Annotated in this window: 20 protein-coding genes; 14 read left to right on the top strand and 6 right to left on the bottom strand. The window is 72.4% G+C overall.

The annotated features are described in order from the left end of the window. The first annotated feature begins 80 nt into the window (after nucleotides 1-80). The 5 genes from ACFVTR_RS17305 (at nucleotide 81) to ACFVTR_RS17285 (ending at nucleotide 5,640) form a co-directional block, all read left to right on the top strand. Entirely contained in the window at nucleotides 81-1,397 is a 1,317-nt protein-coding gene (locus ACFVTR_RS17305) for an MFS transporter (protein ID WP_387039320.1), read from the top strand. Beyond that, nucleotides 1,397-2,182, top strand: a complete 786-nt coding sequence (locus tag ACFVTR_RS17300; RefSeq protein ID WP_387039318.1) for a phosphatase PAP2 family protein — start codon at nucleotides 1,397-1,399, stop codon at nucleotides 2,180-2,182. The genes ACFVTR_RS17305 and ACFVTR_RS17300 overlap by 1 nt, the downstream gene beginning before the upstream one ends. Further along, the gene (locus tag ACFVTR_RS17295) at nucleotides 2,179-4,485 is read left to right on the top strand and encodes a glycoside hydrolase family 3 C-terminal domain-containing protein (RefSeq protein WP_387039317.1); all 2,307 of its coding nucleotides are present in this window, start codon (nucleotides 2,179-2,181) and stop codon (nucleotides 4,483-4,485) included. The genes ACFVTR_RS17300 and ACFVTR_RS17295 overlap by 4 nt, the downstream gene beginning before the upstream one ends. 186 nt (nucleotides 4,486-4,671) lie before the next feature. Next, complete coding sequence (locus ACFVTR_RS17290) at nucleotides 4,672-5,013, top strand: hypothetical protein (RefSeq protein ID WP_387039315.1); 342 nt, start codon at nucleotides 4,672-4,674, stop codon at nucleotides 5,011-5,013. A 117-nt stretch (nucleotides 5,014-5,130) separates the two neighbouring features. Further along, a complete protein-coding gene (locus tag ACFVTR_RS17285) occupies nucleotides 5,131-5,640 on the top strand; it encodes a hypothetical protein (protein ID WP_387039313.1) in 510 nt (169 codons plus the stop codon). Here ACFVTR_RS17285 and ACFVTR_RS17280 read toward each other — a convergent pair. Continuing rightward, nucleotides 5,600-6,172 carry a TetR/AcrR family transcriptional regulator gene (locus ACFVTR_RS17280; RefSeq protein ID WP_387039311.1) on the bottom strand — a complete coding sequence of 191 codons (573 nt, stop codon included), beginning with the start codon at nucleotides 6,170-6,172 and terminating at the stop codon, nucleotides 5,600-5,602. The two genes, ACFVTR_RS17285 and ACFVTR_RS17280, sit on opposite strands and share 41 nt — an antisense overlap. Before the next feature lie 71 nt (nucleotides 6,173-6,243). Between ACFVTR_RS17280 and ACFVTR_RS17275 the strand changes: the two genes are divergently transcribed. After that, nucleotides 6,244-6,828: a dihydrofolate reductase family protein gene (locus ACFVTR_RS17275; protein WP_387039309.1), complete on the top strand. Its 585-nt coding sequence runs from the start codon at nucleotides 6,244-6,246 to the stop codon at nucleotides 6,826-6,828. Nucleotides 6,829-6,862: 34 nt separating this feature from the next. Here the strand turns inward: ACFVTR_RS17275 and ACFVTR_RS17270 are convergent, their stop codons facing one another. The 4 genes from ACFVTR_RS17270 to ACFVTR_RS17255 form a co-directional block, all read right to left on the bottom strand. Next, nucleotides 6,863-8,293, bottom strand: a complete 1,431-nt coding sequence (locus ACFVTR_RS17270) for an alpha-hydroxy-acid oxidizing protein (protein ID WP_387039307.1) — start codon at nucleotides 8,291-8,293, stop codon at nucleotides 6,863-6,865. Between the two features lie 26 nt (nucleotides 8,294-8,319). Beyond that, the gene (locus ACFVTR_RS17265; protein WP_387039305.1) at nucleotides 8,320-9,039 is read right to left on the bottom strand and encodes a FadR/GntR family transcriptional regulator; all 720 of its coding nucleotides are present in this window, start codon (nucleotides 9,037-9,039) and stop codon (nucleotides 8,320-8,322) included. A 125-nt stretch (nucleotides 9,040-9,164) separates the two neighbouring features. Then, nucleotides 9,165-10,199 (bottom strand): NAD(P)-dependent alcohol dehydrogenase, encoded by a 1,035-nt coding sequence (locus ACFVTR_RS17260; protein ID WP_387039303.1) that lies wholly within the window; start codon nucleotides 10,197-10,199, stop codon nucleotides 9,165-9,167. 44 nt (nucleotides 10,200-10,243) lie between these two features. Beyond that, entirely contained in the window at nucleotides 10,244-11,317 is a 1,074-nt protein-coding gene (locus ACFVTR_RS17255; RefSeq protein WP_387039302.1) for an NYN domain-containing protein, read from the bottom strand. 202 nt (nucleotides 11,318-11,519) lie between these two features. Between ACFVTR_RS17255 and ACFVTR_RS17250 the strand changes: the two genes are divergently transcribed. From ACFVTR_RS17250 to ACFVTR_RS17240, 3 genes are all read left to right on the top strand, one after another. After that, nucleotides 11,520-12,491 carry an aldo/keto reductase gene (locus tag ACFVTR_RS17250; protein ID WP_387039300.1) on the top strand — a complete coding sequence of 324 codons (972 nt, stop codon included), beginning with the start codon at nucleotides 11,520-11,522 and terminating at the stop codon, nucleotides 12,489-12,491. 118 nt (nucleotides 12,492-12,609) lie between these two features. Then, on the top strand, nucleotides 12,610-14,247 hold the full coding sequence (locus tag ACFVTR_RS17245; protein WP_387039298.1) for an alpha/beta hydrolase: 1,638 nt from the start codon (nucleotides 12,610-12,612) through the stop codon (nucleotides 14,245-14,247). A 116-nt stretch (nucleotides 14,248-14,363) separates the two neighbouring features. Continuing rightward, entirely contained in the window at nucleotides 14,364-15,956 is a 1,593-nt protein-coding gene (locus tag ACFVTR_RS17240; protein ID WP_387039297.1) for a serine hydrolase, read from the top strand. Nucleotides 15,957-15,986: 30 nt separating this feature from the next. On the opposite strand, the gene ACFVTR_RS17235 is transcribed toward ACFVTR_RS17240, so the two are convergent. Beyond that, complete coding sequence (locus tag ACFVTR_RS17235) at nucleotides 15,987-16,910, bottom strand: 2-hydroxyacid dehydrogenase (protein ID WP_387039296.1); 924 nt, start codon at nucleotides 16,908-16,910, stop codon at nucleotides 15,987-15,989. 53 nt (nucleotides 16,911-16,963) lie between these two features. Here ACFVTR_RS17235 and ACFVTR_RS17230 point away from each other — a divergent pair, with 53 nt between their 5' ends. The 5 genes from ACFVTR_RS17230 to ACFVTR_RS17210 all read left to right on the top strand — a co-directional run bounded on the left by ACFVTR_RS17230 (nucleotide 16,964) and on the right by ACFVTR_RS17210 (nucleotide 23,158). Continuing rightward, nucleotides 16,964-18,496, top strand: coding sequence for a LuxR C-terminal-related transcriptional regulator (locus tag ACFVTR_RS17230; RefSeq protein ID WP_387039294.1), 1,533 nt, complete (start codon nucleotides 16,964-16,966; stop codon nucleotides 18,494-18,496). Between the two features lie 91 nt (nucleotides 18,497-18,587). Further along, on the top strand, nucleotides 18,588-19,934 hold the full coding sequence (locus tag ACFVTR_RS17225) for an FAD-binding oxidoreductase (protein ID WP_387039293.1): 1,347 nt from the start codon (nucleotides 18,588-18,590) through the stop codon (nucleotides 19,932-19,934). A gap of 65 nt (nucleotides 19,935-19,999) precedes the next feature. Next, complete coding sequence (locus ACFVTR_RS17220; RefSeq protein ID WP_387039292.1) at nucleotides 20,000-20,569, top strand: hypothetical protein; 570 nt, start codon at nucleotides 20,000-20,002, stop codon at nucleotides 20,567-20,569. 118 nt (nucleotides 20,570-20,687) lie between these two features. Continuing rightward, complete coding sequence (gdhA, locus tag ACFVTR_RS17215) at nucleotides 20,688-22,049, top strand: NADP-specific glutamate dehydrogenase (RefSeq protein ID WP_387039291.1); 1,362 nt, start codon at nucleotides 20,688-20,690, stop codon at nucleotides 22,047-22,049. Between the two features lie 83 nt (nucleotides 22,050-22,132). Next, nucleotides 22,133-23,158: an SLC13 family permease gene (locus ACFVTR_RS17210; protein ID WP_387039290.1), complete on the top strand. Its 1,026-nt coding sequence runs from the start codon at nucleotides 22,133-22,135 to the stop codon at nucleotides 23,156-23,158. Nucleotides 23,159-23,164 lie beyond the last annotated feature (6 nt).

The following is a 23,164-nucleotide window of genomic DNA, read 5'->3' as shown; positions in this document are numbered from 1 at the left end:
GCTTGCCAACTAAAACCGAGTGACGTATGGTTTTCGCACTCGGTCTCATCGGCGAGGCCGCATCGAGAAGGATCCCCCAGATGACAACGGCGTCCACCCCCGAACCCGCCACCGACCTCCGCCCAGACGATCTCGACGAAGCCGCGGCCTTCTTCGAGGACGCCGCGGGCAACGAGGATCCGCCCGCCCCGATCAAGGGCGTCCGGCGGCTCCTCGGCTGGATCATCCCCGCGAACCTCGGCATCTTCATGATCTGGGGCGCGGTGCCGGGCATCCTGCTGCCGGCGCAGATCACCGCACAGTTCGGCGAGGCCGACAAGGTCACCAACCTCCTGATCGTGACGACCATCGGCTCGTTCTTCTCGATGCTCGCGCAGCCCATCGCCGGTCAGATCTCCGACCGGACGCGCTCGCGCTTCGGCCGCCGCGCCCCGTGGATCTTCATCGGCTCGCTCGCGGGCGGCCTCGCGCTCGTCGGCCTCGCCTTCGCGGACTCGCTCGTCGGCGTGGTCATCGCCTGGACCCTCGTGCAGATCACCTACAACTTCGCGCAGGGCCCGCTCAGCGCGGTCATGCCCGACCGGGTTCCGCTCAACCGCCGCGGCACGTTCGCCGCGCTGTCGGGCATCGGCCTCATGGTCGGCGCCCTCGGCGGTCAGATCGTCGGCTCGCTCTTCCTCGGCTCGATCGCCGCGGGGTACGTCACGTTCGCCGTGTTCTCGCTCGTCATCCTGACGCTCTTCATCGTGTTCAACCCCGACTACTCGTCGACGGACGTCGTGCCCGAACCGTTCAAGCTCGCCGACTTCCTGCGCACCTTCTGGGTGAACCCCGTCAAGCACCCCGACTTCTTCTGGGCCTTCACCGGCCGGCTGCTGCTCTACACCGGTTACTTCGCGGTGACCGGCTACCAGTTCTTCTTGCTCACCGACTACTTCGGCATCGAGAACCCGGGCGAGGTCATCCCGATGCTCGGCCTCATCAGCCTCGCCGGCATCCTCATCGCGACCGTCGCCTCCGGACCGCTCTCCGACCGGTTCGGCCGTCGCAAGCCGTTCGTCTTCGCCTCCTCGATCGTCACGGGACTCGCGCTCGTCGTGCCGTGGGTCTGGCCCGACCTCACCGCGTGGATGATCATGACCTTCATCGCGGGCCTCGGCTTCGGCATGTTCCAGGCCGTCGACACGGCGCTCATGAGCGAGGTGCTGCCCTCGGCGAAGTCGTTCGCGAAGGACCTCGGCGTCGTGAACATCGCCGCGACCCTGCCGCAGACCCTGGCCCCCGCCGTCGCCGGTGGCATCGTGCTGACCTTCGGCTTCGCCGGGCTCTTCCCCGTCGGCATCGTGCTCTCGGTGCTCGGCGCCTTCGCCGTCTGGCCGATCAAGGCGGTGAAGTGATGACGGATGCCACGAGCGCCACCGTCCCGTCGTCGTCCGCGCCGCTCGGGGTCGATGCCGGCGAGGCATCCGCCCGCCCGACGCGGCCGCGCGCGCTGCTCGTCGCCGGTCTCGTCGGGCTGGCCGCCTTCATCGCCTTCGGGTTCGCGGTCGCGCAGAACGTCGAAGCGCCGTTCACCCAGCCCGTCGACGACGCCTGGCGTGCGCTCGTCGGCCTCGCACCCGGCACGGGCGGCGAGACCTGGGCGCTGCCGATGCTCTTCCAGCACCTCGGCCAGATCCCCGGCGCCGTGCTCACCATGCTGCTCATCCCGGCGTGGCTGTTCGTCATCCGCCGCTGGCGCTCGGCATTGTTCTTCCTCACGGCCGAGCTCGTCGGCAACTTCGGCGTCTCGCAGCTCACGAAGAACCTCGTCGACCGTCCGCGACCGGCCGATGACGTCGCCGCAGGGCTCTTCGGCCCGCTGTTCCAGGTCGACCACGGCTCGTTCCCCTCGGGGCACGCCGTGAGCACCGGCATCCTCGTCGTGGCGGTCGCCGCCCTGCTGCCGCCGGCCAAGCGACTCGTCTGGTGGATCGTCGGCGCCCTGCTCGTGGTCGGCATGATCTGGCAGCGCACCCTCATCAACGCGCACTGGCTCTCCGATGCGCTGTTCGGCATCATCGGCGGGGCCTCCGCGACCCTCATCATCTGGTGGGCGTTCGCGACCCTGCTGCAGAAGGACTACGGAAAATCACTCTTCCGGCGCGCGATCGCGACGCCGGCGAACGAAGGAGCAGCATGACCGACACCCTGCAGACCGACCAGGCCGCCGGCTTCGCCGAGCGCGACGCGGCCGAGATCGTGGCCGAGCTCACCCTCGAGGAGAAGGCCTCGCTCACGAGCGGCGCGAGCTTCTGGACGACGAAAGCCGTCGAGCGCGCGGGCGTGCCGTCGATCGTGCTGACCGACGGGCCGCACGGCGTGCGCCTCCAGCGCGGCAGCGCCGACCACCTCGGCATCGGCGACAGCGTGCCCGCGACTTGTTTCCCGCCCGCGGTCGCACTCGGCTCGACCTTCGACCCCGAGCTGCTCGAGCGCGTCGGCCGCGCACTCGGCGAGGAGGCGCGCGCCGAAGGCGTCGGTGTCCTCCTCGGCCCCGGCATCAACATCAAGCGCTCGCCGCTGTGCGGCCGCAACTTCGAGTACCTCTCGGAGGACCCGCTCGTCTCGGGGGTGCTCGGCGCGGCGCTCGTCACCGGCCTGCAGTCGCAGGGCGTCGGCGCCTCGCTCAAGCACTTCGCCGCGAACAACCAGGAGCACGACCGCATGCGCGCGTCGAGCGACGTCGACCCGCGGCCGCTGCGCGAGATCTACCTGCGCGGCTTCCAGCGCGTCGTCGAGGACGCGCAGCCGTGGACGGTCATGTGCTCGTACAACCGGCTCAACGGGGTGTACACGAGCGAGGACCCGTGGCTGCTCACGAGCGTGCTGCGCGACGAGTGGGGCTTCGAGGGCCTCGTCGTCAGCGACTGGGGTGCGGTGAACGACCGCGTCGAGGGCCTGCCCGCCGGGCTCGACCTCGAGATGCCCGCCTCCGACGGACGCACCGACGCCCAGCTCGTCGCCGCCGTGCGCGACGGCCGCCTCGATGAGGCCGCGCTCGACCTCGCGGTGCGCCGCGCCGTCGAGCTCGCGCAGAAGGCCGTCGCCGGCGCCTCCGCCGACGCGGGCTACGACGTCGACGCGCACCACGCCCTCGCCCGCGAGGCCGCCGCCCGCGGCGCCGTGCTACTGCGCAACGAGGGCGGCCTGCTGCCGCTCGCGCCCGCGCAGAACGTCGCCGTGATCGGCGAGTTCGCGCGCACCCCGCGCTACCAGGGCGCCGGCTCGTCGCTCATCAACCCCACCCGCCTCGACACCGCCCTCGCGGCGATCGAGGAGCAGGCCGGCGCGGGGGTCGTCTTCGCGCCGGGCTTCACGATCGACGGGAACGTCGACGCCGCCGAGGCATCCGCCCTCGTCGAGGAGGCGGTGGCCGCCGCGGCCGCGGCCGACGTCGCCGTGCTGTTCCTCGGCCTGCCGGCCGCGGCCGAGTCGGAGGGCTTCGACCGCGAGCACCTCCGGCTGCCCGCGAGCCAGCTCGCGCTCGTCGAGGCGGTGCGCGCCGCGAACCCGAACACCGTCGTCGTGCTCGCCAACGGCGGCGTCGTCGAGCTGCCGTTCGCGGGCGAGGTGCCCGCGATCGTCGAGGGCTGGCTCGGCGGCCAGGCCGGCGGCAGCGGCATCGCCGATGTGCTCTACGGCGTCGTGAACCCCTCGGGCCGGCTCGCCGAGACCATCCCGCTGCGCCTCGAGGACACCCCGGCGTTCCTCGACTTCCCCGGCGAGTTCGGGCACGTGCGCTACGGCGAGGGCCTCTTCGTCGGCTACCGCTGGTACGACGCGCGCGACGCGGCCGTGCGGTACCCCTTCGGCCACGGCCTCTCGTACACGACGTTCGCGTACTCGGGGCTCTCGGTCGAGCAGGATGCCGCGGGGCTCGCCGTGCGCGTGACCGTCGAGAACACCGGCGCACGCGACGGGCGCGAGGTCGTGCAGGTCTACACCGGCCTCCCCGGGTCGTTGGTGCAGCGGGCGCCCCGCGCGCTCGCCGGGTTCGCCTCGGTCGAGCTCGCCGCCGGCGAGTCGCGCGAGGTCGAGGTGCGGGTGCGCCGCGAGGACCTCGCGTACTGGGACGTCCGTGTCGACCGCTGGGTCGTCGAGGGCGGCGAGCTCACGGTCGAGGTCGGGGCGTCCAGCCGCGACATCCGTCTCACCGGAACCGTCGCGATCGACGGCGACGACGTGCGCCTGCCGCTCTCGATGGAGTCGTCGATCGCCGACGTCATGGCCGACCCGATCGCCGGCCCCGCGGCCGCGGCGGCGCTCGCCTCGCTCGCCGGCGGCATGGCCGACACCGACGTGTTCACCGACGAGGGCATGCAGAAGATGATGGCGTCGTTCCCGATCGGGCGGCTCGTCGGATTCCCGGGCATCCCGGTGTCGTACGAGCAGATCGAGCAGCTCATCGCCGCGGCGAACGCAGGCGCGGCCGAAGGCAGGTAGCGGGCGAGCCTCGACCCGGCCGACCTCGCAGTCGCGGGACTCCGTCACTGATCCGCCAGTGGTATCAGTGACGGAGTCCCGCAGGCCGGGTCGGGGGCGTCACCGAGCTGATCGGCGCCGCGCGGCGTTCCCGTGCGCGGGGCGGTCCCGATGCGGGGCATCCATCGCGCTCGTAGCGTTCAGCGCATGAACGTCGCCGTCGTCGCCGGCGCGATCTCGACCGGCCTCTTCGCCATGAGCTACCTGCCCATGCTGGTGAAGGCCGTGCGTTCGAAGGACCTCTCGTCGTACAGCGTCGGCAACCTGGTCATCACGAACCTCGGCAACGGGCTCTACACGGTCTACGTGCTGAGCATGCCGTTCGGCCCCATCTGGTTCCTGCACACGTTCTATCTCGTCGCCTCGGCGCTCATGCTCGTCTGGTTCGTGCGCTATCGCTCGTCGCCGCGCGCGAAGGGGAAGGCCGGCGCGAGCCCCGCGTCGCCCGTGTCCCCGACTCATCAGCGGGACGCGGGGGTGCGGCCGTGACCCGTCGATGAGCGCGTCCCGAGCCGGCGAACGAAGCCGCTGGGCTCCCGCAACCCCTTGTCGGATGCACTCGCGTGACGTAGACCGGAGGTGTCCGGGGACACGAAGGGGGCAGCCATGAGGCGGGAGCGCAGGGAGGCGAAGCAGGCGATCGACTCGGCGCGGGCGGTCGAGGCCGAGGTGCGGCGCATGGCGAAGCGATCGCCCGCGGGCACGCGGTCGCGGTCGCGGCTCGAGGCTGCGGTGAGGTTCGCGGAGGCCGAGGTGACCGCTGCCGAAGCAGCGCGGCGCGATGCGCCCGGTCTCGCCGCGAGACGGGCTGAGCGTGCGGCCGCGCGACTCGACCGGGCGTCGATCCGGTTCGGGCCGCGATCGGCTGCGGGAGCGGCTTCGGGCCGGGGCGACCGGAAGCGCCTCGTCGGCGCCGATGCCGCGGTGCGGGCGAAGGTCCGAGCCGAGCTCGTGAAGCGCCGGCGCAAGCAGGCGGATCAGGCGCGGAAGATGGCGAAGAAGGTCGCCGCGCTCACGATCGGCCAGGTGATCGTCGTTCCGGACGACACCGACGCGCCGACTGCGGGCGAGCGGGTCAGCCGTCGGGCAGCAGCCCCGCGACGAGATCGTCGATGACCTCGTCGGTCGTCGTGCCCGGGTCGATCGGCGTCGTCAGCCGGTCGAGCATGAGGCCGTCGATGGCGTAGTGGAAGAGCGCGATCTCGCGCGCGTCGCCCGGCAGGCCCGCGGCGCGGTTGAACTCGACGTCGGCCGCGAAGCCGGCTCGCTGCCATTCGGCGAGCATCGCCGCGACCTCGGGGCGGCGGGCGCCCTCGAGGCGGAGTTCGAAGAGCGCGAGCGTCACATCGGGGTGCTCGCCGAGCCGTCGGACGATGTCTCGCACGTAGTCCGCGAAGAGGGCGCGGCTCGGCGGCTGCGCGGCGCGGTGCGCGAGGTCGGCGTCGGTCGGCATGAGCCGTTCGCCGATGCGTGTGACGAGGCCGGCGATGAGGGCGTCGCGGCTGCGGAAGTAGTTCGAGGTCGTGCCGGTCGGCACGCCTGCCTGGTCGTCGACCGCGCGGTGCGTGAGGCCGCGCGCGCCCTCGCGCGCGAGTACGGCCAGACCCGCATCGGCGAGCAGTCGGCGGCGGTCGTCGTTTCGGGCCATGCCCCGAGTCTAGACAAGATCACGACAGCTGTAGTAGTTTCGCAACCACAACATCAGTAGTGGATAGGAAGATGATGCGAGAACTCGTGTACTACGTGGCCGTCAGCCTCGACGGCTTCATCGCCGGACCGAACGGCGAGTACGATGCGTTCTCCGTCGAGGGCGACCACATGACCGCGATCAACGAGCGATACTCCGACACCGTGGCGACGCACGTCGCGGAGGCCTTCGGGGTCGAGGCCGACGGGCGCATGTTCGACACCGTGCTCATGGGGTGGAACACCTACGCCGTCGGCCTGCCGTACGGCATCACGAGCCCGTACCGGCACCTCCGGCAGATCGTGTTCTCCCGCGAGCACGCGGCCCCGGCCGAACAGGTCGAGGGCGTCGAGGTGACCGATCGCGACCCCGTCGAGTTCGTGCGCGAGCTCAAGGCGGAGGAGGGGAGTTCCATCTGGCTCTGCGGCGGCGGGGCGCTCGCCTCCGCGCTCGCCGACGAGATCGACCGCCTCGTGATCAAGCGCTACCCCGTGCTCTTCGGAGCGGGCGTTCCGCTGTTCGGGCCGCGCGAGTATGCAGCTCGCGCGTTCGAGGCGGTCGAGTCGCGCGCATTCGAGTCGGGGGTGACGCTCGGCGAGTACGCCCGGCGAGGTTGAGCGGCGGCCGCCCAGCGGGCCGGCCGCCTGAGGCTCAGCTCTTCGCGGCGGTACGGGGCTTCGCGGCCGGCTTCGACGCGGTCTTCGCGGCGGCGGGCATCGTCGCGGCGGGCTTCGCTGCCGCGGCCTTCGTCGCAGTCGGCTTGGCGGAGGCCGGCTTCGCCGCCGCACGCGGGGCGCGAACTGTCTTCGGCGCCGCCGACGCGGCCTGGGCGGCGGCGTCGTGCACCGGGCGCGCGATCGGCGTGAGCCGGGCGAGCTGGGTGACGTGCTGCGGGCCGAGCTCGTCGAGCGTCTGCACCTCGAGCAGCTTCATGGTGCGCACGACCTGCTTCGACAGGATCTCGATGGCCTTGTCGACGCCCTCGCGCCCGCCCGCCATCAGGCCGTAGAGGTACGCGCGGCCGATGAGCGTGAAGCGGGCGCCGAGTGCGACCGAGGCGACGATGTCGGCACCCGACATGATGCCGGTGTCGAGGTGCACCTCGAGATCGCCGCCGACCTCGCGCGCGACCTCGGGCAGCAGGTGGAAGGGGATGGGCGCGCGGTCGAGCTGGCGGCCGCCGTGGTTCGAGAGCACGATGCCGTCGACGCCGCGGCTCGCGAGCTCCTTCGCGTCGGCGAGGGTCTGCACGCCCTTCACGACGATCTTGCCCGGCCACATCGCACGGATCGTGTCGAGGTCGTTCCAGCCGATCGTCGGGTCGAACATGCCGTCGATGAGCTCGCCGACGGTGCCGCCCGTCGACTGCAGCGAGGCGAACTCGAGCTTCGGCGTCGTCAGGAAGTCGACCCACCAGGCCGGGCGCGGGAGGGCGTTGAGGACCGTGCCGGGGGTGAGCTGCGGCGGGATCGAGAAGCCGTTGCGGGTGTCGCGCAGGCGCGCGCCCGCGACGGGGGTGTCGACCGTGAAGAAGAGCGTGTCGAACCCCGCGGCCGCCGCGCGGTGCACGAGCTCGTACGAGCGGTCGCGGTCGCGCATCACGTAGAGCTGGAACCAGTTGCGGCCGTTCGGGTTCGCCGCCTTCACGTCCTCGATCGAGGTGGTGCCCATCGTCGAGAGCGTGAAGGGGATGCCTGCGGCGCCCGCCGCACCCGCACCGGCGACCTCGCCCTCGGTCTGCATCATGCGGGTGAACCCGGTCGGCGCGATGCCGAAGGGCAGCGCCGTCGGCCCGCCGAGCACCTCGCGGCTCGTGTCGACCTCGGGCACGTTGCGGAGGATGCCGGGGTGGAACTCGATGTCCTCGAAGGCCTGGCGGGCGCGCGCGAGCGAGAGCTCGCCCTCGGCGGCGCCGTCGGTGTAGTCGAACGGCGCCTTCGGCGTGCGGCGCTTCGCGATCGTGCGGAGGTCGGCGATCGTCAGTGCGGCGTCGAGCCGGCGCCGCTTCGCGTCGAGCGTCGGCTTCTTGAAGCGCATGAGCTCGGCGAGCTCCTTCGGGTTCGGGAACTGGCGCTGGACCATCGTGGTGCTGCCTCTCGTGCTGGGTGTCAGTGGTGGTGGATGAAGGTCTCGGCGTAGTACCCCGAGATGTGGTCGTGGGTGCGGGCGCGTGCTGTCGAGGCATCCGCCGCCCTGATCGCGGCGACGATGCCGCGATGCTCGCCGCGGAGCCGTTGCGAGGTCGCCTGCCAGTCGTCGAGGTGCGCGAGGCCCTCGAGGGCGTAGCCCTCGATGCCGCTGCGGAGCCCGGCCATGGTGGCGGTGATCACCTGGTTGCCGGATGCCTCGGCCAGCGCGAGGTGGAACTCGGCGTCGAGCGCGAGGAACTCGGCGGCGGTGAGGGCGGGCGAGTCCATCGCGTCGAGCAGGCGGTCGGCCGCGCCGAGATCGATCGGGTCGGATGCCTCGCCCCCGAGCCGTTCGGCGAGCTCGCCCGCGACCGCGCTCTCGAGGATGAGCCGGGTGCGCACGATGTCGGCGACCGGGAACCCGCTCGCCGCGACCTGCAGCCGCATGAGGGCGCTCATGCCGCCGCCGGGCGTCGCGATGATGACGGCGCCGGCGTTCGGGCCGGAGCCGGCCTGGGTGCGGATGAGGCCGAGCACCTCGAGCACCCGCAGCGCCTCGCGCACGCTCGAGCGGCCGACGCCGAGCTCGGCCGAGAGGGCGCGTTCGCCGGGCAGGCGGTCGCCGGGGCGCAGGGCGCCGTCGAGCAGCTGCGTCTCGATGTGCTCGAGCACGGTGCGCCAGGCGCGCGTCTCGCTCATGCTCCATCGCCTCCGTGCTCGCCGTGCCGCTGTGGTCTGACCACAGGCTAGCAGATGTGGTCAGACCACACGAAGGATGCCCCGGGGGCGACCCCGGGGCATCCGTCGAAGCTGCGCGTCGCCCGTCAGGGCACGACGACCGCGCGCCCGCGCAGGGTGCCGTCGTGGAGGCGTCGGTACGCCTCGGGCGCCTCGTCGAGCGTGAAGCGCTCGGTCTCGATCTTCACGAGGCCGGCGCGGGCGAGATCGAGCACCTCGAAGAGCTCGGCGCGCGAGCCCCAGTAGGGCGAGCGCACCGTCGCGTCGTACGGGGTCATCAGCATGCCGGCCGGCAGCATGCCTGCGCCGACGCCCACGATGACCTGGTCGCCCTCGACGGCGAGCATCGCGTGGCCCGCGTCGAGCGTCGGCTGGATCGCCACGAAGTCGAACACCGCCGCCGCGCCCCTGCCGCCCGTGAGCTCCTTCACCCGGGCCGCCGACTCGCCGTCGGAGGGGAACACGTGGTGCGCCCCGACCTCGGTCGCGAGCCGCAGCTTGTCCTGGCTGACGTCGAGCGCGATGACCGTCGCCGGCGTCAGCGCCCGCAGGATCTGGATCGCGACGTGCCCGAGTCCGCCCGCGCCGATCACGACGGCGGTCGATCCCGGCACGAGCTTCGGCAGCGACATCTTGATCGCGTGGTACGGCGTGAGCCCGGCGTCGGTGAGTGCGACGTGCTCGACCGGGTCGAGGTCGCCGAGCGGCAGCAGGAACCGGGCGTCGGGCACGACGAGGTACTCGGCCATCGCGCCCGGCGCACCCAGACCGGGCGGACGGATCTCGAGCTCGGCGGCGCGCTCGCAGTAGTTCTCCTTGCCCTGTGCGCACTGCGCGCAGCGTCCGCATCCCCAGGGCCCGTACACCGCGACGGCCTCGCCCACCTCGACGCCCGTGACGCCGTCGCCGAGCTTGTCGACGACGCCCGCGCCCTCGTGGCCCAGGGTGAGCGGCAGGCCGTAGATGTACTGCTCCTCGTTCAGCCCCATGATGAAGCTGTCGGAGTGGCACGCCCCGGCTGCGGTCACGCGGATGCGCACCTCGCCCGGGCCCGGCTCGGGCGTGTCGATCTCGACCACCTCGGGCTCCTGCCCGATGCTGCGGTACTGCAGTGCCTTCATCTCGATCCCCTTCTTCGTGATGGCCGGCGTCGCGAGCGCCGGAGTCAGTCCTTCTTCGGCCGGATCCGCACCCGTCCTCGACCCGTCTCGTCGAGCTCGACGACGCCGCCGCGCGACTTCAGGAACTCCGTGAACGAGGCGAATCCGAGGCGCCGCTCCTGGAACGACGGGTCCATGCGCATCATCTGGTTCTTCACCGCGCTCGACGACTGCCACTCCTCGTCGTTCTTCGCGTGCAGCAGTTCGATCGCCTTCTGCAGCAGGCGCCCCGGGTTGCGCGGGTTGCTGCCGACCTCGTCTGGCACGGGATCGCCCGGCGCCACGAACTGCAGCACTCGAGGCGAGAGGCGCTCGACCGGCGCGGTCGGCTCGGCGGGTTCGTCGGCCACGACGGGTTCGCTCTTCGCGCGCCGCGAACCACGGGCACGGCCGGATGCCTCGGGCGCGTCCTCGGCCGCCGCCTCCACGGTCTTCGTCGACGCCCGACGGCGCCGGTTGGGCGCGGGCTCCGCGGGGGCGGTCGCCGCCGCCTCATCGGCGTCGTCGCCCACCTCGGCGTCGGTCGTGAGCAGCGCGTCGTAGTCGGCGAACTCGTCGACCGCCGCCGTCAGGGCCCGGCTCGTGCCGCCCGCGACGCCGATGCCGACGACGTAGCGGCCGAGCCGCTTCGCCTTCTGCGCGAGCGCGACGTAGTCGGAGTCGCCGGCGACGATCACGATGTGCGAGAGGTCGTCGATGCGGAACATGTCCTCCACCGCGTCGACCGCGAGCCGGATGTCGGCGCCGTTCTTCGTCGCCGAGAGCGGGAACAGCTGCACGAGGTCGACGGCGCGGTCGATGAGCTGGCCGCGGTAGCTCGCGTTGACCGGCGTCGACCAGTCGGCGTAGGCGCGGGCGATCGCGATCGTGCCGAAGGTCGCGGCGAAGTCGAGCACGGCGTCGATGTCGACCGTCGCCTCCCGCAGCTTCTCGGCGGTCTTCGTGCCGGCGGACGGCGCCTTCGAGCGCGAGGTGTCCTTGCGGTACGCGAAATCGCCGTGCAACTGGTCGTAGCGCGAGATGACGATGTTGTCGAAGTCGAAGTACAGGGCCACGCGGGGTTCTGCCGAGATGGGCATGGAGACCTTCCATCGAGGGTGTGCCTCCGATGCTACGCCGCCGAGCTGTGCGAACCCGGGAGTCGGTGCGCCGGCCGCTCCGGCCGACCCGGTGTCACGCGGGGAAACACGGGAATACCGGTCTCCGCCCGTCGTTGTGGTCACTGCCGGCCGGACTCGCGTCGCCGGCGCCGACCCTGACGATCGACCCCCTGGAGCACAGATGACCGAGACCGCCACCGCCGCCGCACGCGCCCGCATCGGCGCATCCGACCTCGAGATCGCCCCGCTCTCGCTCGGCACGAACGTCTTCGGCTGGACCGCCGACCGCGACGCCACCTTCGCCGTGCTCGACGCGTTCACCGCCGGCGGCGGGAACTTCCTCGACACCGCCGACGGCTACTCGGCCTGGGTGCCCGGCAACACCGGCGGCGACAGCGAGCGCCTCATCGGTGAGTGGATCGCCTCGCGCGGCGCGCGCGACGACGTCGTCATCGCGACGAAGGTGAGCACGCACCCCGAGTTCACGGGCCTCGCGGCGGCCAACATCCACGCGGCGGCGGATGCCTCGCTCCAGCGTCTCGGCACCGACGTCATCGACCTCTACTACGCCCACTTCGACGACGCCGAGACGCCGCTCGAGGAGACGGTCGCCGCATTCTCCGAGCTGGTCGACGCCGGCAAGGTGCGCGCGATCGGCATCTCGAACTACTCGCCCGAGCGCATCGACGAGTGGTTCCGGGTCACCGAGGCGAACGGCTTCCACCGTGCGGTCGCCCTGCAGCCGCACTACAACCTCGTCGAGCGCGACTTCGAGACGAACGGGCTGCGCGTGCGCGCCGAGCGCGAAGGGCTCGCGGTCTTCCCGTACTTCTCGCTCGCGAAGGGCTTCCTCGCGGGCAAGTACCGCACCGAGGCCGACGTCACCGCCGAGGGCGCGAGCGTGCGCGCGGGCGGTGCGGCGCCGTACCTCGGCGAGCGTGGGAACCGGGTGCTCTCGGCGCTCGACGAGATCGCGGCCGCCCACGCGGCATCCGTGGCCTCGGTGTCGCTCGCGTGGCTCCGGCAGCAGCCGACCGTCGTGGCGCCCATCGCGAGCGCCCGCAGCGTCGAGCAGCTCGGCGACCTGCTCGCGTCGATCCGGCTCGAGCTGACCCCGGCGGAGCTCGCGGCCCTCGCCGACGCCTCGGCCTGATCCGCGAGCCGTGCGCGGCGACACGGTCGCGTGATGGGCCGTGTCGCCGCGTTCGGCACCGGGTGCCGTGCCATGATGCGGTGACATCGCCGCGGAGGCGGTGGTGTGGAGGGCGGTCGTGAAGGCTCACTGGTGGCGGCTCGACCCGGGAGGCGCCCTCGTCGGACTGCTCGCCGCCGCGCTCTCGATGACTCCGTCGCTGCTGCCACGACCGGCGCTGTTCCAGGGCATCATCACCGCGCTCGCGTTCCTCATCGGGTACGGCGTCGGAGTCGGCGCATGGTGGCTCGTGCGCCGATTCGTGCGCTGGCGCCCGACCCCGTCGCAGCGCCGCATCGGCTGGTGGGTCTACGCGGGCGCCGCCGTGCTGCTCGCGATCGTGCTCGGCTTCGCCTCGGTCGGCTGGCAGAACGAGGTGCGCCGGACCGTCGAGCTGCCGGAGATCGACGGCTTCGACGCCCTGGTCTTCATCGTCGGCTTCGTGCCCGTCGTGCTCCTCGGCATCGCGCTCGCCCGGGCGGTGCGCCGGCTCGGCCGGCGCCTGTCGGCCGGGCTCGGGCGCGGGTGGGGCGCGACGGTCACGACGGCCATCGTCGTCGGCTCGACCGTCGCACTGGTCTCCGTCGTGATGTTCGGCCTCGACCGGCTCTACCTCGCCAACAACGGCCCGGCGGCCCCGTGGGTCACCGAGCCGATGAGCGCCTTCCGTTCGGCCGGTCCCGACTCCGAGGTCGAGTGGGACGTGGTCGGCCGGCACGGCACCGCCTTCCTCGGCGGAGGCCCGACGGCGGCCGACATCGAGGAGCTCACCGGGCGCCCGGCGCTCGAACCGGTGCGCGTGTACGTCGGCCAGGCGAACGCGCCGACCGTCGACGAGCGCGCGGCCATCGCCGTGCGTGAGCTCGAGCGCACCGGGGCCTTCGACCGCGAGGTGCTCGTCGTCGCGACGACCACCGGGTCGGGGTGGCTCGAGCCGCAGGCCGTCGACGCCGTCGAATACCTGCACGGCGGCGACACGGCGATCGTCTCGATGCAGTACGCGTACACGCCGAGCTGGGTGTCGTTCGTATTCGACCCCGACGCGCCGGTCGCGTCATCCGTCGCCCTCTTCGACGCCGTCAGCGCGAAGTGGGAGACCCTGCCCGAGGAGACCCGCCCGCAACTCGTGGTCTACGGGCTGAGCCTCGGTGCGCACGGCACCCAGGAGGCGTTCGACGACCTCGACGAACTGCGCGCGCGCACCGAGGGGGCACTCCTGGTCGGCAGTCCGAACGGCTCGACGATGTGGCGCACCCTCACCGAGGGCCGAGACGCGGGCAGCCCGCAGTGGCTGCCCGTCGTCGACGGCGGTGCCGAGGTGCGATGGCTGTCGGAGCCAGGCGACTTCCACGCACTCGGACCCGACTGGCAGGAACCGCGGGTCGCATACCTGCAGCACGCCAACGATCCCGTCACCTGGCTCGGCCTCGAGCTGATCTGGGCGGAGCCCGACTGGCTGAAGCCCGGCGAACGTGCCGACGAGGTCAGCGACTCGATGCGCTGGATCCCGGCCGTGACCGCACTGCAGGTCGTCATCGACATGTTCATGGGCGAGAGCGTGCCCGCGAGCCACGGCCACAACTACGGCGACGTCGTGCTCGACGGATGGCAGGCCGTCACGGGCGACGGCGACCTCGACGAGCCCGCGCTCGCTCGCGTCCAGGGCGTGCTCGAGGGGTACGCGGCGGTGCAGCCGGTCGGCAGCGTGACCGAGTAGTCGCGTCGACCGGGCCCCGGCTCGTGCTTCCGGGCGGCATCGACCGTTAGGCTGCGCTCGTCGGCTCATGGGGGAGCCGGGGCTCGGGGGAGCCCGGTGCGAGGGGGAGGAGCGCCATGCGCGTCGTTCGAGGTGCCGCCGTTCCGGCGGTCGTGATCCTGGCCGTGGCGCTCGCCGGATGCACGGCCGCCGAGCCGTACGCGCCGAGGATCGAGCTCGGCGACGCGCCGCCCGCCGACGCGGTCGAGCTCGCCGAGGGCGCCCTCGACCCCGCGCTCGAGTCGCTGCCCGAACTCGTCGAACGCGTGCTCGACGAGACCGGGGTTCCCGGCGCCGCCGTCGCCGTCGTGCACCAGGGCGAGACCGTCTTCGCCGAGGGATTCGGCGTGCGGAAGGTCGGCGAGGACGACCCGGTCGACGCCGAGACGGTCTTCCAGGTCGCCTCGATGTCGAAGCCGATCGGGGCGACCGTCGTCGCGACGCAGGTCACCGACGGCGTCGTCGGCTGGGACACCCCGGTCGCCCCGCTGCTGCCCGGGTTCGCGCTCGCCGACCCGTGGGTGACGGAGCACCTCACGGTCGGCGACCTCTACGCGCACCGATCGGGCCTGCCGCTCGCCGCGGGCGACGACCTCGAGGATCTCGGCTACGACCGCGAGTACGTCATCGACCACCTCAGGTACCAGCCGCTGAACCCGTTCCGCGTCAGCTACGGCTACGCGAACTTCGGCATGACGACCGGTGCAGAGGCCGTCGCGAACGCCGCGGGCGTCGACTGGGAGACGCTCTCCGAGCAGGCGATCTACGAGCCGCTCGGCATGACCTCCACGAGCTCGCGGCACGACGACTTCCTCGCCCGCGACGACCGTGCCGCCCTGCATGCGCTCGTCGACGGCGAGTTCCAGCCCCTGTACGAGCGCGACCCCGATGCGCAGTCGCCCGCGGGCGGCGTGAGCTCGAACGTCGTCGACGTGGCGAAGTGGATGAGCTTCGTGCTGGCCGACGGCGTCGCCGAGGGCGAGACCCTCGTCGACGCCGCCGACCTGGCCGCCGCGATGCGGCCGCAGGTCACCTCCGCGCCGTCGAACGTGCCCGGCATGCGCTCGGGCTCCTACGGCTTCGGGTTCAACGTCGGCACCCAGACGAGCGGCCGCGCCACGGCGTCGCACTCGGGCGCCTTCGTGCTCGGGGCGGGCACGAACTTCCAGCTCGTGCCGTCGCTCGGGCTCGGCGTCGTCGCGCTCACGAACGGGGCGCCGGTCGGTGCCGCCGAGGCGATCGTGAGCGAGTTCCTCGACCTCGTGCAGTACGGCGAGTCGACGCGCGACTGGGGCGAGGCGTACGGGGCAGCCCTCGCCCACTACCGCGAGCCGGCGGGGGACCTCGTCGACGAGTCGGCCCCGGCCTCGCCCGCGGCCCCGTCGGCATCGCTCGAGTCGTTCGCCGGCACCTGGTCGAACGAGTACTTCGGCCCGGCCGAGGTCGCGGTCGAGGGCGGCGCGCTCGTCGTCCGCCTCGGGCCCGACGGCGGCTCAGAGATCTCGCTCGAGGCCTGGGACGGCGACGTCTTCGCGTTCACCCCCGACGGGGAGAACGCACCGGAGGGCTCGCGGTCGTCGGCGACGTTCGTGCTCGGCGACGCGGCGGGCACCTCGACGATGACGCTGCAGTTCTTCGACGTCAACGGCCTCGGCACCTGGACGCGCTGACCCCTCGCCGAAAACGGGAGCGGCGGCGCTTCAGCTGCGCAGCACGACGTTGGCCGGCTCGTCGCCCCGGAGCATCCGGTCGATCTGCTCGCGGAGGAGCCGGGCCATGCGCGGGATCATCGCCGTCGACGCCCCGCCGACGTGCGGGGAGACGAGCACGTTCGGCAGCGCGAAGAGCGGGTGGCCGTCGGGCAGCGGCTCGGGGTCGGTGACATCCAGCGCGAAGCGCAGTCGGCCCGAGCGCGCCTCGGCGAGCACCGCGTCGGTGTCGGCGACTCGGCCGCGCGCGATGTTCACGACGAGGGCGCCGTCGGGGAGGGCGGCGAGGAAGCCGGCATCGATGAGGCCCGTCGTCGCGTCGCTGAGCGGCACGCCGACGATGACGATCTCGGCCTCGGGCAGCAGCGCCGGCAGCTCGTCGACGCCGTGGATGCGCCCGCGCTCGTCGTCGCGGGCGTGCCCGGCGACCCGGGTGATCTCGACCTCGAAGGGCTCGAGCCGAGCCTCGATCGCTCGCCCGACACCGCCGTAGCCGACGATGAGCACGCGCCGGTCGGCGAGGCTCTCGTGCCGGGCGGGTGCCCAGCGGCCCTCGCCGGCGGCGCGCACGAAGTCGGGGATGCCGCGCTGCGACGCGAGCACGAGGGCGAGCGTGAGCTCGGCCGTCGAGGTCTCGTGCACGCTCGCGGCGTTCGCGAAGACATGCCCGGGCGGCAGTGCCGCGGGGATGTCGTCGTAGCCGATCGACTGCGACTGCACGAGCCGGGTGGTGACGTCGGCCAGCGCCCCGAGCCGGTCGGCGGCGCCCATGTACGGCGGCACCACGATGTCGAGGTGCGGGGCCGGCGGCGGCGAGTCGAGGTTCCAGACGACGACCTCGACCCCCTCGGGCGGGACGCCGAGGGCATTGCGGAGGGTGGCGCCGGGAACGGAGACGAGGAGCGAGGCATCCATCCTCCGATCCTCGCAGACGCGCCGTCGCCGCCCCGATCGTCTAGCCTGATCCTGTGACCGGCAGGAGCGCGTACGACGCGGGCCTGGACGCCCTCGGCGCACGCGACTGGCAGCAGGCGGCGGCGCTGCTGGAGGAGGCTGCCGCCGATGAGCCGTCGGCGGCGGTGCTCGAGGCGCTCGGCACGGCGTATTTCTGGACGGACCACGCGGCCACCATCGAGGTGCGGGAGCGGGCGTATCGGAAGTACCGCTCCGCCCGCGACCCGTACGGCGCGGCGCGGGTCGCGATCGCACTGGCTTGGGACCACGTCAACTTCCGCAACGAGGAGTCGGTGGCCGAGGGCTGGTTGCAGCTCGCAGGCCGCGCGCTCGCCGGACGGCAGGTCGCCGCCGAGCACGGGCACCTGGCCCTCTGGGAGGCGGACTTCGCGCTCAGCGACTCGAACCTCGGCATCGCACAGCTCAGGTCAGCCGAGGCGCTCGAGATCGGCCGACTGCTCGACGACTCCGACATCGAGCTGCTGGCGAGGGCGCAGCAGGGGCTCGTCCGGCTGATGCGCGGCGAGGTCGAGGATGGCATGCGGCTGCTCGAGGCCACCGCCGTCGCCGCGCTCACCGGCGAGATCAGCGATCCCGCCTACGCCGGGTACGCGTGCTGCTACCTGATCACCGCATGTCAGGAGGTACGCGACGTCGGACGGGCCGGCGAATGGTGCGCCAAGCTCGACGAGCACTGCCGCAGCGCCGGCTACTACGCGTTGCAGCAGATCTGCCGGACCGAGTACGCGGGCGTGCTGGTCGAGCAGGGGGATTGGGATCGTGCCGACCGGGAGCTGCGGGTCGCCGCCGAGATCCTGGCGGCGCGGCGGCCCCCGCTCGTCACGGTGCCGATGGTGCAGCTCGGCGAGCTGCGCCGACGCCAGGGGCGGGTCGCCGAGGCGGCCGAGCTGTTCGGCCGGGGCGGGGGGCAGCCGCTCGCGATCCTCGGGCTCGGTGCGATCGCCCTCGACGCGGGCGACGCGCAGGAGGCGCGCCGGGCCGCCGAGCGGTACCTCAGGCAGCACGACCCCGACGATCGGATCGGTCGGTTCCGTGGTCTCGAGCTGCTCGTGCTCGCGCTGGTGGCCGACGGCCTGAGCGAGGAGGCGGAGGCTCCGCTCCGCGAACTGCAGGAGACGGTGGCGACGCTGCGCGACGGCGTCCTCGTCGCGGCCGCGCTCCACGCGACCGCCGTCGTGCGGTTCGCGCAGGGCGACGAGGAGGCCGCCCGTCGTGCCGCCGAGGACGCCATCGTGAAGTCCGAGCGCGCCGGCGCGCCGCTCGCCGCGACCGGGTCCCGGGCGCTGCTCGAGCGGATCGACCGGGCGACCGGCCGCGAGCGCACGGATCGCGGCCGGGTGATCACCGCGCGCGAGTCCGACGTGCTCCGACTCGTCGCCGAGGGGATGAGCAACGCGCAGGTCGCCGCGCGGCTCCACCTCAGCGAGCACACGGTGCATCGGCACGTCGCCAACATCATGACGAAGCTCGAGGTCTCCACTCGCGCCGCCGCGGTGGCGAGGGCCGGAGCGCTCGGACTGCTCTGAGCGGGTGGCCCGATCGGGCCATCCCGGCGACCCGCGAATTGGCCGGTTCCGGCGAAGAGGCGGCCCGCCCGCGATTCCTAGCGTTGCAGGCATGACACTCCACACCATCGAGCTGACGGGGCGGCTGCTCACCCCGGCTCACAGCGAGTACGACGAGGCGCGCGTCGTCTTCAACACGATGATCGACAAGCGGCCCGCGGTGATCGCGCAATGCGAGACCGTCGCCGACGTCGCGACGGCGATCCGGCACGCACGGGAGCGCGACCTCGAGATCGCCGTCCGCGGCGGCGGACATTCCGTCGCGGGCAATGCGCTCACCGACGGCGGGCTCGTCGTCGACCTGCGTCGGATGAACGCCGTCGTCGTCGACCCGGTCGCGAAGACCGCACGGGTCGGCGGTGGGGCCACCATGGCCCACCTCGACCGGGCGACCCAGCCGTTCGACCTCGCGACGACCGGCGGTCGGGTCTCGACCACCGGAGTGGGCGGCTTCGCGCTCGGCGGCGGGTCGGGTTGGCTCGACCGCAAGTTCGGGCTCGCCTGCGACAATCTCGTCTCGGCCGAGCTCGTCACCGCCGACGGAGACCTCGTGACGGCGTCGGCCGACGAGCACCCCGAGCTGTTCTGGGCGCTGCACGGCGGCGGCGGCAACTTCGGCGTCGCGACCTCGATGACCTTCCGCCTCCACGAGGTGCCCACCATGACGGCCGCGCTCCTCGTGTTCGCTCCAGAGCAGGGGGAGCAGGTGATCAGGACGTTCCGGGATGCGATCGAGCACGGTCCCGACGAACTCGGCGGCGGCGTGCTGTACGGCACCGGTCCGGAGGAGGAGTTCGTGCCCGAACACCTGCAGGGACGGCTCGCACTGCTCCTCCTGGTGACCTTCGTCGGAACGGAGGAGCAGGCCCGGCCGTACCTCCAGCCGATCCTGGCCCACGACCCGGCGGGCCGGATGATCGTCGAGCTGCCCTACGCCGAGTTGAACTGCATGCTCGACGACCCGCCCGACTATCGCAACTACTGGTCGGCGGAGCACCTGGCCGGCCTTCCCGACGCGGCGATCGCGGCGTTCGAGTCCGCCCTCGACGGCATGATCGTCCCCTCCGCGTCGCAGCACGTGCTCTTCCCCGAGGGCGGCGCCGTCGGTCGGGCGGGCGCGGAGTACCCCGTGCCGTGGCGCACCGCGCCGTGGGTGGCCCACCCGTTCGCGCTCTGGACGGATCCGGCCGACGACGACCGCGCCCGCGAATGGACCCGGGCGGTGGGAGCGACGATGCGGCCGTGGGCCACGGGGCAGGTCTACCTCAACTTCATCGGCGACGAGGGAGCCGATCGCACGCGGGCCGGGTACGGCGCCGCCTGGGATCGCCTCGTCGCCGTGAAGCGGGCCTTCGACCCCGACAACGTCTTCCGGCTGAACCACAACATCACGCCGTAGGAGCCCCCGGACGGCGCGGGCGTCGCGCACGACGTCGGGGATGCCTTGCTGCTACCGTTGCGCCCATGGAGGACGCGGCCGAGGCCCCGAAGACGGGCGACGCCGGCGGCGACGGTCGCCGGCACCGCCACGACCGTCACGACCGCCCCGCCGACGAGCGCGTCGACGCCCTCAAGGAGCGCGTCTACGCGACCTTCACCGGGCTCGCGATCGTGCTCGTGCAGCACGCCAACGTCGAGCACGTCGAGGCGCCCCGCGCGGTCGTGACGCTGCTCGTCGGCATCGTCGCGATCACCACGGCGGGCTTCGTCGCCGACGTCATCTCGCATCTCGCCGTGCACGCCGCCTTCCCCGACCGCGCCGAGGTCGGCCGGATGCTCCGCATCGCGGGATCGGCGATCGCCTCCGCCGGGGTCCCGCTCCTCCTCCTCGGCCTCGCAGCGCTCGGCGTGATCCAGCTCGAGCACGCCCTGCGCGCCGCCTCGATCGTCTACGTCGCGACGCTCGGGGTCATCGGCTTCATCGCCGTGCGGCGTACGCGGATCGACTGGTGGAAGCAGGTGATCGCGCTCGGCGCGCTCGTCGCGCTCGGCCTCGCCGTCGTCGTGCTGCAGCAGCTCGCGCACGGCCACTGAGCCCGCCCGGGCGCCGAGCGCGTCACAGTGTCGGAGGCTTCCTCAGCACTGGGTATGTTGGAAGGACGCCGCGCGCGACTGCACCACGTGGCATCCGTTCGACCATGAAGGAGCGCGCGTGACCGCATCTCGCACTGCCATCGACGACGTCTACGCCCAGATCCTCGCCCGGAACCCGGGCGAGTTCGAGTTCCACCAGGCGGTGCGCGAGGTCTTCGGCTCGCTCGACCGCGTGCTCGAGCGCAACCCGCACTACGTGCAGGCGTCGATCCTCGAGCGCATCTGCGAGCCCGAGCGGCAGATCATCTTCCGGGTGCCGTGGGTCGACGACGCGGGGCGCGTGCAGATCAACCGCGGCTTCCGGGTGCAGTTCAACTCGGCGCTCGGCCCGTACAAGGGCGGCCTGCGCTTCCACCCGAGCGTGCTGCTCGGCACGGTGAAGTTCCTCGGCTTCGAGCAGATCTTCAAGAACTCGCTCACGGGCATGCCGATCGGCGGCGGCAAGGGCGGCAGCGACTTCGACCCGAAGGGCAAGTCGGACGCGGAGGTCATGCGCTTCTGCCAGTCGTTCATGACCGAGGCGTACCGGCACCTCGGCGAGTACACGGATGTCCCGGCGGGCGACATCGGCGTCGGTGCGCGTGAGATCGGCTACCTCTTCGGTCAGTACAAGCGCATCACGAACCAGTACGAGTCGGGCGTGCTCACCGGCAAGGGCCTCACCTGGGGCGGCTCCCTCGTGCGCACCGAGGCGACCGGCTACGGCGCGGTGTACTTCACCCAGCACATGCTCGAGACCCGGGGCCGCTCGTTCGACGGTGCGCGCGTGCTCGTCTCGGGGTCGGGCAACGTGGCGATCTACGCGATCGAGAAGGTGCACGAGCTCGGCGGCGTCGTGGTCGGCGCGTCCGACTCCTCGGGTGCGGTCTACGACCCCGACGGCATCGACGTGGCCCTGCTGCGCGAGGTGAAGGAGGTGCGCCGCGACCGCATCGAGCAGTACGTCGCCGAGCGGGGCGGCCGCGCGGAGTTCGTCGCCGGCGCCACCGTATGGGACCTCGCCGACCGCGGGCCCGTGCAGGTCGCGCTGCCGTGCGCGACGCAGAACGAGCTCGGCGAGACGCACGCACGTGCGCTCGTCGCAGCCGGGGTGATCGCGGTCGCCGAGGGCGCGAACATGCCGACGACGCCCGAGGCGATCACCGTGCTCCGCGACGCGGGCGTGCTGTTCGGGCCCGGCAAGGCGGCGAACGCGGGCGGCGTCGCGACGAGCGCGCTCGAGATGCAGCAGAACGCCTCCCGCGACTCGTGGAGCTTCGAGCACACCGAGCAGCGGCTGGCCGAGATCATGGAGTCGATCCACGAGCGCTGCGCGACGACGGCCGAGGAGTACGGTGCGCCGGGCGACTACGTCGTCGGCGCCAACATCGCGGGCTTCGTGCGCGCGGCCGACGCGATGCTCGCGCTCGGCGTGATCTGAGGCGCGGTCGACTCGATGCTCGTACTCGTGCTCGTGCTCGACTGAGGCGCAACCGACCCCCTGGGGTCGGCTAGCCTCGCTTGGTGCGGATCGCAGTCGTCGGGAGCGTGCTGGTCGCGCTCGGCATCATCGCGGTGGCGGGCGGTGTGCTCCCGATCGAGGCGGTCGGCGCGCTCGCGGCACGGTCGGCCCCGATCCTCGGCTTCGTCGTCGCGATGACGATCGTCGCCGAGCTGGCCGCCGAGGCCGGGGTCTTCCGGTCGATCGCCCAGCAGCTGGCCCGCTTCGCACGAGGTCGCGCGATGGCGCTGTGGCTGCTCGTCGTCGCCCTGGCGACGGCGTCGACCGTGTTCCTCTCGCTCGACACGACCGCGGTCCTGCTCACGCCGGTCGTCGTGTCGGTCGCGGCCCACGCCCGCATCTCGCCGATCCCCTTCGCCCTGACGACGGTCTGGCTCGCGAACACCGCCTCGCTCCTGCTTCCCGTGTCCAACCTCACGAACCTCCTCGCGGCCGGGCGTCTCGGCGCGCACCCGGTCGAGTTCGCGGCGGTCATGTGGGCGCCGGCCGTGCTCGTCCTGCTCGTCCCGCTGCTCGTGTCGGGGATCGACGTGTGGATTCCCGCGACGGCCGGCGCGGCGGTGCTGTTCGTCGCGTTCCTCCTGCGCCGCCCCTCGGTGCTCCGACCGGCGCTCGTGCCGTGGCAGCTGGTCGTGTTCGTCGCGGGGCTCTTCGTCGTGATGGAGGCCGCCCACGAACTCCGCCTGACCGAGGTCCTCGCGTCGATCGCCGGTGAGGGGGAGGACCCGCTCGAGCTCCTGCGGCTGGCGGGCGTCGCCGCGGTCAGCGCGAACGCGTTCGACAACCTCCCCGCGTATCTCGCCCTCGAGCCGTTCGCGTCGAGCCCGTTGCGGACCGCCGCCCTGCTCATCGGGGTCAACGCCGGCGCCCTCGTCACCCCGTGGGCGTCGCTCGCGACCCTCCTCTGGCATCATCGGCTCGTCTCGATGGGGGTGCAGATCTCCTGGCCGAAGTTCGCCGCGCTCGGGCTCGCCGTCGCGCCGTTGACCGTCACGGGCGCGGTGTTCGCGCTCGCCGCATTCGGCTGACGAATC

The sequence above is a fragment of the Agromyces sp. NPDC058126 genome (genome assembly GCF_042884595.1).
Classification (GTDB): Bacteria; Actinomycetota; Actinomycetes; order Actinomycetales; family Microbacteriaceae; genus Agromyces.
This window is presented reverse-complemented; position numbering and strand designations above follow the sequence as displayed.

Coding starts and splice junctions, on each gene's coding strand:
- ACFVTR_RS17270 (WP_387039307.1), bottom strand. CDS start 8,293: ATGGTCCAGCGCCAGTTCCCGAACCCGAAGGAGCTCGCCGAGCTCATG.
- ACFVTR_RS17240 (WP_387039297.1), top strand. CDS start 14,364: ATGCGCGTCGTTCGAGGTGCCGCCGTTCCGGCGGTCGTGATCCTGGCC.
- ACFVTR_RS17295 (WP_387039317.1), top strand. CDS start 2,179: ATGACCGACACCCTGCAGACCGACCAGGCCGCCGGCTTCGCCGAGCGC.
- ACFVTR_RS17305 (WP_387039320.1), top strand. CDS start 81: ATGACAACGGCGTCCACCCCCGAACCCGCCACCGACCTCCGCCCAGAC.
- ACFVTR_RS17280 (WP_387039311.1), bottom strand. CDS start 6,172: ATGGCCCGAAACGACGACCGCCGCCGACTGCTCGCCGATGCGGGTCTG.
- ACFVTR_RS17275 (WP_387039309.1), top strand. CDS start 6,244: ATGATGCGAGAACTCGTGTACTACGTGGCCGTCAGCCTCGACGGCTTC.
- ACFVTR_RS17255 (WP_387039302.1), bottom strand. CDS start 11,317: ATGCCCATCTCGGCAGAACCCCGCGTGGCCCTGTACTTCGACTTCGAC.
- ACFVTR_RS17220 (WP_387039292.1), top strand. CDS start 20,000: ATGGAGGACGCGGCCGAGGCCCCGAAGACGGGCGACGCCGGCGGCGAC.
- ACFVTR_RS17250 (WP_387039300.1), top strand. CDS start 11,520: ATGACCGAGACCGCCACCGCCGCCGCACGCGCCCGCATCGGCGCATCC.
- ACFVTR_RS17225 (WP_387039293.1), top strand. CDS start 18,588: ATGACACTCCACACCATCGAGCTGACGGGGCGGCTGCTCACCCCGGCT.
- ACFVTR_RS17290 (WP_387039315.1), top strand. CDS start 4,672: ATGAACGTCGCCGTCGTCGCCGGCGCGATCTCGACCGGCCTCTTCGCC.
- ACFVTR_RS17260 (WP_387039303.1), bottom strand. CDS start 10,199: ATGAAGGCACTGCAGTACCGCAGCATCGGGCAGGAGCCCGAGGTGGTC.
- ACFVTR_RS17235 (WP_387039296.1), bottom strand. CDS start 16,910: ATGGATGCCTCGCTCCTCGTCTCCGTTCCCGGCGCCACCCTCCGCAAT.
- ACFVTR_RS17300 (WP_387039318.1), top strand. CDS start 1,397: ATGACGGATGCCACGAGCGCCACCGTCCCGTCGTCGTCCGCGCCGCTC.
- ACFVTR_RS17265 (WP_387039305.1), bottom strand. CDS start 9,039: ATGAGCGAGACGCGCGCCTGGCGCACCGTGCTCGAGCACATCGAGACG.
- ACFVTR_RS17285 (WP_387039313.1), top strand. CDS start 5,131: ATGAGGCGGGAGCGCAGGGAGGCGAAGCAGGCGATCGACTCGGCGCGG.